Genomic DNA, 14,571 nt, shown 5'->3' with positions numbered 1-14,571 from the left:
GGTAATCCTCAATTTTGCCTTTGTTATTTTCTTTACATTACATCATTACAAATTTAAAACCTATTAATTATGTTAAAAAACATTTTAAATCGTAATGATGTTAAGTCATTAAACAAAACAGAGCAATCAAGTATTAATGGAGGAAGCAGTTGTTTTCTCGCTTGCAGACAAGATTATATTAGTTGTCTAGGCAGTGGAGGTTCTAACTGTCTGGCAGATTATATTGCATGTAGATCTGCGTGTTAATGCTTGTGCATTGTGATTTACTTTTTTAGATTGTATTTCACTTAACATTACATGTCTCGTCCTAAAATAAGTCGAATTTATGTCAACTTATTTTAGGATGACTCATTTAATATCTTGTGTGTTTGCCTCTATGATGATCTTCTTTTATGTCTTTTGAGCGTGACCCAAAAGGTCGGGCTATTCACTTTTACTCCTCGTACTTCCTTTCTGTCAGACTGTGGGGTAACCGCTACTATCCCTCACACAAAAAAATCAATAGAAAAACAAACTTCAATTGAAAAAGGAAATTTGTTGTACACCTATATTTTACCTACATTACATCATTATAAATTAAAACCTATAACCATGTTAAAAAACATTTTAAATCGTAATGATGTTCAGTCATTAAACAAAACGGAGCAATCAAGTATTAATGGAGGAGCAAATAGTTGTTTGCGAGAATGCAGACAAGATTTTGTAGATTGTAGAGAAGATGGTCATTCTCATTGTGCGGCAAGTTTAGCTGTATGCAAGTCTATGTGTTAATATAATGTATAGTGATTTATACCATTTACACTTTAAATTTACCACAATAAAACTCTCTTTTTCGCCTATGCTTCAAAATAAAAATTAACCGTAGCTATGGCTATGCTGAATTTTTCTTCTTTGCATAAACAAAAAATAGCTGATTTTCTTTTGCAGTAAATTCAAAGTACAACTGGTATGAGTTTTTTAGATCGTATTTCATCTAGCAGTATTAGATTATAAAGCGGGTTTACCCGCTTTTATTAGTTTTTTATAAGAAAACACTCAAAATGACGTTGTTTTCTTATGTAGAACTTGAGTTATAAATAAAAGTCTAAATAAATAATGGATATACTAAACTTTTTAGGAGGTAATGGATTGTTTCTGGTATTAGGAATTGTTCTGGTTGTGGTTTACTTTATAAATAAGAGAAAGAGACGATAATCTTCCGTAACTTTGTCAAAAATCACAAAGTAAACGATGAGTAAAATTCGTATCACGAAACAATTTTCTTTCGAAACCGGACATGCTTTATATGGATATGATGGTAAATGTAGAAATGTTCATGGTCATAGCTATAAACTAAGCGTAACTGTAATTGGAACACCGATTACAGATACTTCGCATGTAAAATTAGGAATGGTAATTGATTTTGGAGACCTTAAAAAGATTGTAAAAGAAGATATTGAAGATGTTTTTGACCATGCAACAGTATTTAACAAAAACACACCACATATAGAACTTGCAAAAGAATTAAAAGACAGAGGGCATAATGTAATTTTAGTAGATTATCAACCTACCAGTGAGAATATGGTAATTGATTTTGCCAAAAAGATTACCTCTCGATTGCCTAAAGATATTAAGTTGTATTCTTTAAAACTTCAAGAAACTGAAACATCATTTGCAGAGTGGTATGCATCAGATAATCAATAGAGCATATAAATCTTAGGTCCTTTTCTTACCTTTACCTTTTAAATTATACGTATGAACCTTCCTGAAGGGAAAAAAATATACTTTGCGAGTGATAATCACCTAGGGGCTCCAACATCAGAAAAGAGTTTTCCCAGAGAGCAAAAGTTTGTAAAATGGTTGGATGAAGTTAAAAAAGATGCAGCTGCTATCTTCTTGTTAGGAGATCTTTTTGACTTTTGGTTCGAATATAAAACTGTGGTTCCCAAAGGATTTACCAGAACATTAGGGAAACTGGCAGAAATTACAGATTCTGGAATACCTGTGTATTACTTTGTAGGAAATCATGACCTGTGGATGAACGGATATTTTGAAGAAGAATTAAATATCCCCGTGTATCATAAACCCCAGGAGTTCACTTTTAATGACACTACTTTTTTTATTGGCCATGGCGATGGCTTAGGCCCGGGAGACAAAGGATATAAACGAATGAAAAAAGTGTTTACCAATCCTGTAGCAAAATGGTTTTTTAGATGGCTACATCCAGATCTTGGCGTAAAACTGGCGCAGTACCTTTCTGTAAAAAATAAATTGATTTCGGGAGATGAAGATGTGACTTTTTTAGGAGAAGATAACGAGTGGTTGGTACAATATTGCAAAAGAAAATTAGAAAGTAAGCACAGGGATTATTTTGTCTTTGGACATAGACATCTTCCTATGGAAATACAATTAAATGAACAATCCCAATATATAAATCTGGGAGACTGGATTGCTCATTATACCTATGGTGTTTTTGATGGAAATGAGCTTAAGTTAGTACACTACAACAACTAGATTCATTTTCTTTTCTCCATGATTTCTTCAGGAATTGTAATCCCAATCATTTTGGGAGCGGTTAATTTACTGTGATGATTAAAAAAGAGAATTGTATTGTCGAGTATCGCTTCAATCAAATAATACCCCCCATTGAAATATGCATTTTTTACTCGTGCTTTTATCATAGAACTAGGATTAACTTCTATCTCGTGAGGATAAACCAGAATAGTATCTTGGCTATCAGATGTCGTAAATGAAGAAATCTTTATTTTGTTTACTTCTCCAAAAAGAGAAGCAATGTAATAATCGGTAGGATTTTGATATAAAGCGATCGTATCTTCTTGAGTTAGAATTTTACCCTGCCGAATAACAATGGTCTGATCTGCAAAAGAGAGAATATCGGTTTTGTCATGTGTAGCGGTGATACTTGTGATTTTATTACGTTTTAGATATCTAAATAGATTTCTTCTCAAAGAACTACGTCTGAAGTTATCGATATTTCCAAAAGGTTCATCAAGCAGTAATAATTCTGGTCTTTTAGCTAATGCTTTTGCCAGTGCTACTCTTTGTTTTTGACCACCACTTAGGTTTTCGACTTTGGTATTGGCAAAATCAGTCATTTCTACAATGTCGAGTAACTCATCTACCCGCCCTTGTTTTAACTCTGGTTGAAAATTAGACAGATATTGACCAATATTTTCTGCAACACTACGGTAGGATTGTAACTCAAAACCTTGTGAGAGGTATTTCATATTTTCCTCTCCGGGTACAAGGTTAAAAAGAGGCCCTAATATTTTACTGTCATTCCAGGATAGTTCTCCCTCCTGTACTTGTAAAAGGCCATAAATGATTTTAAGCAAGGTGCTTTTTCCACAACCACTAGCACCAATTAGGGCAATATGTTGTCCTTTTTCAATGGTAAAACTAATGTTTTTTAAAACGGGAAGCTGATCATACGCGAATGATATATTGTCTACTTTTAACATCACTCAAATATATTGAACTTTAACAAAAAAAATCCGCTTCTTTTCAGAAAACGGATTTTTTATTTTTTTAAGTTAAAAAGATTATCCTTTTACTTCGTCGGTAACTTTTTCTGGTAATACTTCGTATCCCATATTATAGAGCGTAAATCCAAAAATATCGGCATATTGTTCTATTGTTTTGCTTACCGGTGTTCCTGCGCCGTGTCCTGCTTTGGTTTCAATTCTAATCAATGTAGGATTATCCCCTGATTGTTTTGCTTGTAGCTGTGCTGCAAACTTAAACGAGTGTGCTGGTACAACACGGTCATCATGATCTCCTGTAGTAACCAGAGTAGCAGGATACTGTACATTTGCTTTTACATTATGTACAGGAGAATATCCTTTTATGTAATGAAACATCTCCTTGCTTTCTTCTGATGTACCATAGTCATAGGCCCATCCTGCTCCTGCAGTAAAAGTATGATAACGCAACATGTCTAAAACACCAACAGCTGGCAAAGCTACTTTCATAAGATCTGGTCGCTGTGTCATCGTAGCACCAACAAGTAATCCTCCATTAGACCCACCGCGAATAGCCAAATAATCACTAGATGTATATTTGTTTTCTATAAGATATTCTGCCGCAGCGATAAAGTCATCAAATACATTTTGTTTCTGCATTTTTGTTCCGGCATCGTGCCATTTTTTACCATACTCACCACCACCTCTTAGGTTAGGTACTGCATATACTCCACCTTGCTCCATCCATACCGCATTAGCAATACTAAACGCAGGAGTAAGACTAATATTAAACCCACCGTAACCATATAAGATAGTTGGATTTTTACCGTTAAGCTCCATCCCTTTTTTGTAAGTAATAATCATCGGTATTTTTGTACCATCCTTAGAAGTATAAAAAACTTGCTTGCTTTCGTAGTTCTCTGGATTAAAATCGATTTTTGGTTTACGATATAATTCTGAAGTACCTTCGGCAATATTGTATTTATAAATACTACCAGGTGTTTTATAGTTGGTAAAGGAGTAATACAATTCTTTTTCTTCCTTTTTGGTACCAAATCCATTTGCGCTTCCTACTCCTGGTAATTCTACTTCACGAATCAATTTACCATCATAATCATATTGCATTACTTTAGAAACAGCATCAACCATATATTCTGCAAAGAAGTATCCTCCTCCTGTATTAGGACTTAATACATTTTCAGTTTCAGGAATAAAATCTTTCCAGTTCTCTGGAGTTGGATTAGAGGCATCTACCGTTACAATTTTCTGGTTGGGTGCATTTAGATTGGTAACAAGATAGAGCTTAGAACCTACATTTTCTATAATATAAGTGTCACTATCTGTAGTACCCATAATAGTAACGAGTTTACTATTTGGATTTGAAAGGTCTTTGATAAATAACTTATTTCCTGATGTAGAAACACTTGCAGAAATAATAAGATACTGGTCATCTTCTGTAACATTTGCACCAATATATCGGTGTTTTTCTTCTGGTGTACCTCCAAAAATTAAAGCATCGTCTTTTTGAGAAGTGCCCAGGGTATGATAATATACTTTATGCTGATCTGTTTTGGCAGAAAGCTCACTTCCTTCTGGCTTATCATAACTAGAGTAGTAAAAGCCTTCGTTACCTTTCCAGGATATTCCAGAAAACTTAACATCAACAATAGTATCTTCTATGATTTCTTTGGTCTCTGCATTTTTAACAATTACTTTACGCCAGTCACTACCTCCTTCAGAAATAGAATAAGCTACAAGTTTTCCGTTTTTAGAAAAAGATACTCCACCCAAAGATGTTGTACCATCTTTACTAAAGGTATTAGGGTCTAGAAAAACTTCGGGCTCATCATCTTCATTCTTAAAACGATAGATAACATATTGATTTTGAAGTCCGTCATTCTTATAAAAATAGCTAAAATCTCCTTCTTTAAAAGGAGGACCAACTTTTTCATAATTCCAAAGGTCCGTTAGACGTTTTTTTAGATCTTTTCTAAAAGGGATATTTTCTAAATACCCAAAAGTAGTTTTGTTTTGTGTAGCTACCCAGTCTTCGGTCTCTTTGCTACGATCATCTTCTAGCCAACGATATGGATCTTCTACTTGAGTACCAAAATACGTATCTACTGTATCAACTGTTTTAGTTTCAGGGTAGTTCAATGCAATGGTAGTTTTAGAGGTTTCTTCTTTAGTTTCGTTTTTGCAAGCCACCATTATTGTAATGATGGATAATACAAGGAGTGCTTTTTTCATGATGTAATGCGTTAATATGATTCACAAATCTATCAAAAGATGTGTCTATAAATGCTAAAGAAAATATAAAAAAGACTGCTCCGCAATTAACCTGTAAAGAAAGTAAGGTTTCTACCATATTGCTTTGGGGTATAGCACTATGTAGGATTAATATGTAGGAGCAGTCAGAATTTTCTGTAAGAAACGAAAAATTTTGGTCTTAGAAAAGTGTTTTATACTTGTCCCAATATTTAAATATTAAAAAAGCGTTTATAAGGAAGACTAATGCTCCGGGACCAATGTTGGCAGGATCTAATGTGGCATGGAATAAAATAATATTTACAGAAATAGGAGCTAATAATACTAGGGCAAAGGGAACTGCTTTATTTGTAAGAAGTAAAAGTCCGACAACCACTTCGATAATCCCTACTACCTTTAGTACATAACTATTGGCTAACGCGCCAAAAAAAATACCAGCATCGGGATTGGCAAATTCAAAAGCAGGCATGAATTCAAAAAATTTATTACTTCCAAAAACGACTAACATCACTCCGAGTAGTATTCTTAAGGCTAAAATCAATTTATTCATTTTTATATTTTTAAGGGATTAAATTGCTGTATTAGAGGGAGAAATGTTAAAAACCTTACAAATGTCAAGGAAAACCAGAGTTAAAAAAATACCTTTCGAGATTATAAGTACACTACATTGATTTGTCTCTTAATTATGAGTGACTTCAATTGTTTTTATGTAGCTAATCTATTTAATCTGAAAATCAATGAAACTAATGAACTTGCTAAAAATCCACTTTTTGGTTTGTATATTCTCTGTTTTTTCTGCTACTGCGCAGGATTATTTTTTTAAAGACAAAGCACCTTTTAATACAGAAATCCCTTCACCCGAAGAATTTCTTGGATATCCTATTGGACAGCAACATACTCGCCATGATCAAATTGTAGCCTATCTTACTAAACTTGCAGAAGTTTCTGATCGGGCAACGATCACTAGCTATGGAAAAACTCATGAAAACAGAAAATTAGTAATACTTACTGTTTCTACTCCAGAAAACCTAAATAAGCTTTCTGTATTAAAGCAGCAACATTTAGCATTTACCAATCCTTCTGAGACGCCTACTAACTATGATGCAGTTCCAATTTTTGTTCAATTAGGATATAATGTACATGGTAACGAACCTTCTAGTTCAGAAGCTGCTATGTTAACAGCATATACGTTGGTGGCATCTACTGGCGCAGAAGTAAAAAATTATATAGAAAATGCTGTAATCTTTATTGATCCGACAATTAACCCAGATGGGCGTGACAGACATACGCAATGGGCTAACCAATTTAGAGGAACCCCTTTGGTGAGTGATAATTATGATGCAGAGCATAACGAAATGTGGCCTCGGGGACGTACTAACCATTATTGGTTTGATCTTAATCGCGATTGGTTACTAGGTATTAATCCAGAGAGTCGAGGAAAACTACAATGGTATCATGAGTGGTATCCTAATGTAGTGACCGACTTTCATGAAATGGGAACGAATAGCACCTATTTTTTTGAACCTATGAAACCCATTGGTTCTCAGGATCCTATTATGCCCAAAGAAAATTATGAAGATCTAAACAATTTATTTGCACCATATTTTTCTAAAGCTCTGGATAATATTGGATCATTTTATTTTACCAAAGAAGCTTTTGATGGCACCTATCCAGGATATGGTTCTTCGTATCCCGATTTACAAGGAGCATTGGCACTATTGTTTGAACAAGCTAGTTCTCGCGGGCATTTACAGGATACAGAGTATGGAACCATATCGTTTCCATTTACAATCCGTAACCAATATGTATCTAGTATTGCTACTGTTAAAGCTGCAGTTGATAATAAGAGCAAACTACGTAAATACCAACAAGACTTTTTTAAATCAGCAGTTAGCAATACTTTCAAAAAAGGAAATGATGCATATGAGTTCGGAGATGCATATGATCATAATAGAAATAAAGCTTTTATCGACAAACTATTACTTCATCATATAAAGGTTTATAAAAAGGGAACACGTTTTGTAGTGCCTGTAAAGCAGCCTCAACAACGTATGGTGCAAACGATTTTTGAAACCTATAATAAGTATCGGGATAGCGTATTTTATGATGCTTCGGCATGGAGCATAGCCAATTTTTATAATATGAAATATAAAGGCATAAAATCTACTGATATGAGTGAAGAAATTCTATCGACAGATGGATTGGTGAATGTGTCAAAAGTATCAAAATCAAACTATGCATATGTTATGGATTGGGATGATTATAATGCTCCGGCAGCTTTGTATTTTATGCAGTCTAAAGGATTAAAAGTAGCCTCGGCATTTAAACCTTTTAGTAGTATAACCACAGAAGGAAATAAAAGCTTTAATTATGGTAGTGTGATGGTCCCTGTAAGTAAGCAGAAGAAAACCAATGATGAGGTGTACGCAATTATTAAAGAAGCACAAAACAAGTACGATGTGCCCATATATTCTGTCAATTCTGGTTTTAGTGTATCAGGAATTGATTTAGGGAGCAGGAATTTTCAGAAGTTGGATAAGCCAAAAGCATTAGTACTGGTTGGTGAAGGTGTTAGTTCTTATGAAGCAGGAGAAGTATGGCATTTGCTGGATACACGAGTGCATATGCCTATTACAAAATTACAAATGAGTGATTTTGGCAATGCACCTTTAAAGGAGTATAATATGTTGGTTATGGTTTCGGGAAGATATAATACATTAGATTCTCTTCGTCAGAAAAAAATAAAAGATTGGGTATCACAAGGAAATACCTTAATTACAATTGCAAGGGCTTCAAAATGGGCGATTGATAAGAAGATTGTAAAAGAGAAGCTTATCAAAAAACCAAAGGATACGACAAAGAATAAAGTAATAAAACGATTGCCATATGTTGATGCAGGGGAGAATATTGGTAGTGAACGTTTGGGGGGTGCTATTTTTGAAGTTGATCTGGATATCACTCATCCATTAGGTTTTGGGTATCGTGATACTTCTCTTCCGATATATAAAAATAATGAAGTGTTTATTGCACCCAGTAAAAACCCATATTCTACGATTGCAAAATATACAGAAAACGCCCATATTGATGGTTATATTTCTGCTGATAATTATGAAAATTACTTAAAACCTTCGGCTTCGCTAATTGTAAGTAAATTAGGTAGTGGACGTGTAATTCTATTTGCGGATAACCCTAATTTTAGAGGTTCATGGTATGGAACTAATCGTCTGTTTTTGAATGCATTGTTTTTAGGAAATCATATATCTGTGCCTAAAGTAAGAGAATGACAAAATTATCATAATAAATTAAAAAAGAAGATCCTTGTTTTCACTTTGAAAACAAGGATCTTCTTTAATAGTATTGTTAGGATGGATTAACCTATAAGTTCATTTTCAACCAGATATTCTCCGATTTGTACTGCATTAGTAGCAGCTCCTTTACGTAGATTATCTGATACTATCCACATATTCAAAGCATTCTCTCTAGAGTGATCTCTTCTAATTCTACCAACAAAAACATCGTTTTTACCTTCGGCATAGATTGGCATAGGATACGTATTTGTATCAGGATTATCCTGCACAGTAACTCCAGATGTTTCGTTTAGAAGTTGTCGTATTTCATTTTCATTGAAATCACTAGCAAATTCGAGATTTACACTCTCACTATGGCCACCAACTACAGGAATACGAATTGCTGTTGCTGTTACTGCAATAGTACGGTCATCAAGAATTTTTTGGGTTTCGTTCACCAACTTCATCTCTTCTTTGGTATATCCGTTTTCCTGGAACACATCACAGTGTGGAATAGCATTACGGTGAATAGGGTATGGATATGCCATTTCTCCTTTTTCACCTGCATATTCATTTTCTAATTGCTGTACTGCTTTTACTCCGGTACCTGTTATAGATTGATACGTAGAAATCACAGCACGGTTTATTTTATATTTATCGTGTAATGGACCTAAAGCCATAACCAATTGTATAGTAGAACAATTAGGGTTGGCAATAATTTTATCTTCTTTGGTCAATGATTTAGCATTGATTTCTGGAACGACTAGTTTTTTTGTAGGATCCATTCTCCAGGCAGACGAGTTATCAATAACAGTTATTCCTGCTTCTGCAAATTTTGGAGCCCATTCTTGAGAAGTACTTCCTCCGGCAGAGAATAAGGCAACATCTGGTTTCATTTCTATGGCAGTAGCAAGTCCTACTACAGAAAACTCCTTGCCTTTATATGAAATTTGTTTTCCAATAGATCGCTCAGACGCTACGGGAATTAATTCTGTTACCGGAAAATTTCTTTCTTCTAATACTTTTAACATTACGGTTCCTACCAGACCGGTAGCACCTACTACAGCTACTTTCATCAGTTTATATTTGTTTTCATTTTCGCATCGCGAAAGTCATACACCTTTTAATTTCATACAAATTTGAGGAATATTTCCTAGATAGCAAGCGTTTATATTGAAAATATAAAAATTTGTACTATTTGTGTATTATATAACATTATGTAAAAAAGAACCGCCCTAAATTTGGGCGGTTTAGTGTTAGAATATGTAGTATAGCGGTAGCTATAGATAATTCGTTATACTATTGGAGTTTTTATTTTTTTAATAAATCTCGTATCTCGGTTAATAATTCTTCTTGAGTTGGTCCTGCTGGTGCTGCAGGAGCTTCTTCTTCTTTCTTTTTAGATTTTTCATATGCTTTGAGTACCATAAAAATAAATAAACCAACAATAATAAAATTAATTATTGCTTGTATCAAGTTACCATAGGTCATAACGGCAGCTCCCGCTTCTTTAGCAGCAGCAAGAGTAGCATACTCTCCACCATCAAGAGCAATAAACTTTTGAGTAAAATCTGTTCCTCCTGTTATAACGCCAACGACAGGCATTATAATATCTGCTACAGCAGAGCCAACAATTTTATTAAATGCACCTCCGATTACAACAGCAGTGGCTAGTGCAACAATGTCTCCTTTTAGTAAGAAAGATTTAAAATCCTTAAAAAACCCCATAATTAATTTTATTTAGATAGTTAGTAATGTACTAATTTAATAAAAAATTAAAATAATTATAAAAGTGATCCTGTCTAATACGATTAGATTTTCGTTAAAAATCAATTATCGTCGACAACAACACGTTTTACTCTGGGAGAGATTGCGGTAAGTAGTTCATAAGAGATTGTTCCCGAATTTTCGGCTACTATCGCTGCGCTTGAGTCTATATCAAAAATAACGACTTCATCTCCTTCTTTACAATCAATATTGGTAACGTCTACCATGATCATATCCATACATACATTACCAACAACATAAGCTTTTTTATTATGTATGGTTACAAATCCTTTTTTATTTCCATATTGTCTACTAATCCCATCGGCATGCCCGATAGGTATGGTAGCAGTTTTTGTAAGTTCTGAAGCAATGAATGCTCTGTTATACCCTAATGATTCTCCGGGTTCTAAGGTGTGAATTTGTGAGATTACCGATTTTAACCCAGCTACAGGCTTTAGTGCAGCATCATATTTTGCATCATTTCCGTATCCATACAGTCCTATACCAGCTCGTACCATACCAAAATGTGCTTCGGGATAATTAAGAATCCCAGAAGTATTAGATTGATGAAGTATAGGCGTGTACCCTAACTTATCGATCATATTATGCGTAGTTTTTTTAAAAGAATTGATCTGTTGTATCGTAAAATCCCTTTCTGAAGCGTCTTCACTAGCCGCCAGATGAGAAAGAAGAGCAACTACTTTAATAGCTTCAGTAGTATTGAGGTTTTCAATAATATGGTCAACATCATTTTCCCAAAAACCAATTCTGTTTAATCCAGTATTAAATTTGATATGTACAGGATACTCTTTTTGATTCAGCATTGTAGCTGTTGCTATAAATGTTTTGAGCACTCTGGAGCTATATAGACTAGGCTCTAATTGGTATTCGATTAATTTTTGAAAATTTACGGGCTGCGGATGCAATACCAAAATAGGAGTTTTTATACCCGATTCCCGAAGTGCAATACCTTCTGATACATAAGCAACGGCAAAATAATCGGCTCCTATTTTTTCTAAGTGTTTTGCAATTACAGAAGCATCACTACCATATCCCGAAGCTTTTACTACTGCTAAGATTTTGACATTGGAGTTAACCTTGCTTTTTAAATAATTAAAATTATGAGTAAGATGAGCCAGGTTGATTTGCAAAACAGTTTCTTTTACACTACTCATCAGTTTTTTCAGTTTTTTTTGATATTTCTTTAGGGTCTTTAACCTCCATTTGATTTACTTTTTCTTTGAGCATGGCTTTATAATATGCAGCTCGACTTAAAGGTTCATACTCATCTGTTTCTCCTAATAAAACCAAATCATCTTTTGCAGATTTTCTATAGCTAAATTGAGCGAGATTTCCTGTCCTGGTACAAACAGCATGGACTTTGGTCACATATTCTGCTGTAGCCATTAATGCTGGCATTGGTCCAAAAGGATTTCCTTTAAAATCCATATCTAATCCAGCAACGATAACACGAATCCCTTTATTAGCTAAATCATTGCAGACAGCTACAATTTCATCATCAAAGAATTGCGCTTCATCAATTCCAACAACATCACACGTATCAGCAAGAATCCTAATATTAGCTGCTGCAGGAACAGGGGTAGAACGAATTTCATTAGCGTCATGAGAGACTACCATTTCATCATTATACCTAACATCAATTGCAGGTTTAAAAATTTCAACACTTTGTTTGGCAAATTGCGCGCGCTTTAATCTGCGAATCAATTCTTCGGTTTTACCCGAAAACATAGAACCACAGATTACTTCTATCCACCCAAATTGCTCTTTATGATTTACCGTATTTTCGAGAAACATTTTGTATTTTTCAGCATCAATTAAAGAAATCCCTTCTCCTTACTCTAAAGATGAGGTAAATTTATTAAAAAACAAAAAGCAGTATTGTAAACGAATAAGAAAGTTATGAAGAAGAAATTGGAAGCGGAACTTATAAGTATTGCCCATAGAATATTACAACTTAAGGATAAGACTACCTTATCACAGTTACAGGAAGAAGCCCGTGAACTATATGAAAAGTTAACCATTCTTAATTTTTCTGAGTCTCATTTTGCAGGGCCACAACCTACTATTGGCCAGATTAAAGCAGTCTTGGATACTAATGAATTAGATACCTCTGACAAATCAAATGAGTCAGATGAATTAAAAAAAGTAGAGCAAAAAGTCAAAGCTGTTATTGATCCCAAACCAACTTTTGATAAAAAAGAAGAATCTGTTCCCGAACAATTTTCTTCGCCAAAGAATGATCAGGAGCAAAAAACAGATGATATCACTGCTATAGAAAACAAACCCGAAATTATTATCGAAGAAATTAATGCTAGGGTTACTGAGGACCTTTTTGTGCCAGCAAATACTAAAGTGGTAGAAGAAGCTGTTTCTTTTTCAGATTCGATTCCACCTCAATCATCATATGATAAAAACGACAAGGAAGATGTTACTCCAACTGCAGAGGATATATCTTCTTTACAGAACACAGACGTTAATGATCGACCTAAATCTCTTAATGATCAATTAAGAAAAGAAATTCATATTGGACTTAATGATCGATTAGCCTTTATAAAATACCTTTTCGGGGGGAGTGCTCCTGATTATAATCGTGTATTATCCCAATTAAATACATTAAGAGAGAAAAGTGAAGCAGAAGAATTTATCACAACTATGATAAAGCCGGATTATCAAAATTGGGAAGGTAAAGAAGAATATGAGGAGCGTTTTATGGATGTTGTTCTTAGTAAATTTGATCACTAAATACAGATTATGAAAATTATATATTGGATTGCCACGATTGCTTTATGCGCTATAATGCTGTACTCTGCTCAGATGTATTTTTTTAAAACTGAAATGGTAAAAGGTTTTTTTGAAAGTTTTAATTATCCAACATATATAGTAATTCCCTTGGCAGTGGCTAAAGTATTAGGAATAACAGCTATTCTAACAAATAAAATAAAATGGCTCAAAGAGTGGGCATATGCCGGTTTTTTCTTTGATTTGGTATTGGCTACGTTAGCACATTATCATGCAGAACACCCTATAGGATTATCAGTATATGCAATTTTAATTCTTATAGTTTCCTACACTATTGGTAAAAAAATAAGACCTTAATGTCAAAATTATACCTCGTACCTACACCGATTGGTAATCTTGATGATATGACTTTTAGAGCGATAAAAGTTCTTGAAGCGGCAGATTTGATATTAGCCGAAGATACTCGAACCAGCGGAAAATTATTGAAGCATTTTGAGATTACTACCCCCATGCAAAGTCACCATATGCATAATGAACATAAAATGGTGGACCGTATTATTCAAAAATTAAGAGGAGGAGAAACTATAGCATTAATAAGTGATGCGGGTACTCCCGCAATAAGCGACCCTGGTTTTTTACTCACCAGAGCATGTGTAGAGCAAGGGATAGCCGTAGAATGTCTTCCTGGAGCAACAGCTTTTGTACCTGCTTTGGTTAATAGTGGTTTACCTAACGATAAATTCGTCTTTGAAGGTTTTCTACCCGTAAAAAAAGGAAGGCAAACCAGATTAAAACTTTTATCTGAAGAATCTAGAACGATGGTGTTTTATGAATCTCCTCACAAACTAATTAAAACATTAGGAGATTTTGCAACCTATTTTGGTGAAGATCGCCAAGTTTCGGTATCACGTGAATTGAGTAAACTGCACGAAGAAACCATACGAGGAACCACAGCAGAAGTCATAAAGCATTTTGAAAAGAAGCCCCCAAAAGGTGAAATTGTAATTATTGTAAAAGGTAAGAAATAG

The 14,571-nt window shown here is 34.3% G+C and carries 15 protein-coding genes; 8 read left to right on the top strand and 7 right to left on the bottom strand.

The genetic code is table 11. The features are described from left to right. Positions 1–69: 69 nt before the first annotated feature. From AAFU52_RS07830 to AAFU52_RS07815, 4 genes are all read left to right on the top strand, one after another. Entirely contained in the window at positions 70–246 is a 177-nt protein-coding gene (locus tag AAFU52_RS07830; RefSeq protein ID WP_159025507.1) for a hypothetical protein, read from the top strand. A 159-nt stretch (positions 247–405) separates the two neighbouring features. Beyond that, the gene (locus AAFU52_RS07825; RefSeq protein WP_438426033.1) at positions 406–771 is read left to right on the top strand and encodes a hypothetical protein; all 366 of its coding nucleotides are present in this window, start codon (positions 406–408) and stop codon (positions 769–771) included. Between the two features lie 459 nt (positions 772–1,230). Continuing rightward, on the top strand, positions 1,231–1,683 hold the full coding sequence (locus AAFU52_RS07820) for a 6-pyruvoyl trahydropterin synthase family protein (protein WP_438426032.1): 453 nt from the start codon (positions 1,231–1,233) through the stop codon (positions 1,681–1,683). A 51-nt stretch (positions 1,684–1,734) separates the two neighbouring features. After that, positions 1,735–2,493 (top strand): UDP-2,3-diacylglucosamine diphosphatase, encoded by a 759-nt coding sequence (locus AAFU52_RS07815; RefSeq protein WP_106791873.1) that lies wholly within the window; start codon positions 1,735–1,737, stop codon positions 2,491–2,493. Positions 2,494–2,495: 2 nt separating this feature from the next. On the opposite strand, the gene AAFU52_RS07810 is transcribed toward AAFU52_RS07815, so the two are convergent. The 3 genes from AAFU52_RS07810 to AAFU52_RS07800 all read right to left on the bottom strand — a co-directional run bounded on the left by AAFU52_RS07810 (position 2,496) and on the right by AAFU52_RS07800 (position 6,279). Then, a complete protein-coding gene (locus AAFU52_RS07810; protein WP_438426031.1) occupies positions 2,496–3,461 on the bottom strand; it encodes an ABC transporter ATP-binding protein in 966 nt (321 codons plus the stop codon). A gap of 81 nt (positions 3,462–3,542) precedes the next feature. Then, positions 3,543–5,711 carry a prolyl oligopeptidase family serine peptidase gene (locus tag AAFU52_RS07805; protein ID WP_438426030.1) on the bottom strand — a complete coding sequence of 723 codons (2,169 nt, stop codon included), beginning with the start codon at positions 5,709–5,711 and terminating at the stop codon, positions 3,543–3,545. 199 nt (positions 5,712–5,910) lie between these two features. Beyond that, a complete protein-coding gene (locus AAFU52_RS07800; RefSeq protein ID WP_438426029.1) occupies positions 5,911–6,279 on the bottom strand; it encodes a DoxX family membrane protein in 369 nt (122 codons plus the stop codon). 196 nt (positions 6,280–6,475) lie between these two features. Here AAFU52_RS07800 and AAFU52_RS07795 point away from each other — a divergent pair, with 196 nt between their 5' ends. Further along, positions 6,476–9,013, top strand: coding sequence for a M14 metallopeptidase family protein (locus tag AAFU52_RS07795; RefSeq protein WP_438426028.1), 2,538 nt, complete (start codon positions 6,476–6,478; stop codon positions 9,011–9,013). Positions 9,014–9,099: 86 nt separating this feature from the next. Here AAFU52_RS07795 and AAFU52_RS07790 read toward each other — a convergent pair whose 3' ends face one another. The 4 genes from AAFU52_RS07790 to AAFU52_RS07775 all read right to left on the bottom strand — a co-directional run bounded on the left by AAFU52_RS07790 (position 9,100) and on the right by AAFU52_RS07775 (position 12,598). Next, a complete protein-coding gene (locus AAFU52_RS07790) occupies positions 9,100–10,092 on the bottom strand; it encodes an aspartate-semialdehyde dehydrogenase (RefSeq protein WP_024768415.1) in 993 nt (330 codons plus the stop codon). Positions 10,093–10,327: 235 nt separating this feature from the next. Beyond that, positions 10,328–10,744 (bottom strand): large conductance mechanosensitive channel protein MscL, encoded by a 417-nt coding sequence (mscL, locus tag AAFU52_RS07785; RefSeq protein WP_024768414.1) that lies wholly within the window; start codon positions 10,742–10,744, stop codon positions 10,328–10,330. 101 nt (positions 10,745–10,845) lie between these two features. Continuing rightward, a complete protein-coding gene (gene alr, locus AAFU52_RS07780; RefSeq protein WP_438426027.1) occupies positions 10,846–11,958 on the bottom strand; it encodes an alanine racemase in 1,113 nt (370 codons plus the stop codon). Further along, positions 11,951–12,598 (bottom strand): thymidine kinase, encoded by a 648-nt coding sequence (locus tag AAFU52_RS07775; protein ID WP_024768412.1) that lies wholly within the window; start codon positions 12,596–12,598, stop codon positions 11,951–11,953. The genes alr and AAFU52_RS07775 overlap by 8 nt, the downstream gene beginning before the upstream one ends. A 105-nt stretch (positions 12,599–12,703) precedes the next feature. Here AAFU52_RS07775 and AAFU52_RS07770 point away from each other — a divergent pair, with 105 nt between their 5' ends. From AAFU52_RS07770 to rsmI, 3 genes are read left to right on the top strand one after another with little or no spacing between them, the layout of a single operon-like run. Continuing rightward, positions 12,704–13,546, top strand: coding sequence for a hypothetical protein (locus AAFU52_RS07770; protein WP_438426026.1), 843 nt, complete (start codon positions 12,704–12,706; stop codon positions 13,544–13,546). Positions 13,547–13,555: 9 nt separating this feature from the next. Beyond that, positions 13,556–13,900: a DoxX family protein gene (locus AAFU52_RS07765; protein ID WP_316929912.1), complete on the top strand. Its 345-nt coding sequence runs from the start codon at positions 13,556–13,558 to the stop codon at positions 13,898–13,900. Beyond that, positions 13,900–14,571, top strand: a complete 672-nt coding sequence (gene rsmI / locus AAFU52_RS07760; RefSeq protein ID WP_438426025.1) for a 16S rRNA (cytidine(1402)-2'-O)-methyltransferase — start codon at positions 13,900–13,902, stop codon at positions 14,569–14,571. The genes AAFU52_RS07765 and rsmI overlap by 1 nt, the downstream gene beginning before the upstream one ends.

Origin of the sequence: Aquimarina macrocephali (assembly GCF_051627225.1) — a bacterium.
GTDB lineage: Bacteria > Bacteroidota > Bacteroidia > Flavobacteriales > Flavobacteriaceae > Aquimarina > Aquimarina macrocephali.
This window is presented reverse-complemented; position numbering and strand designations above follow the sequence as displayed.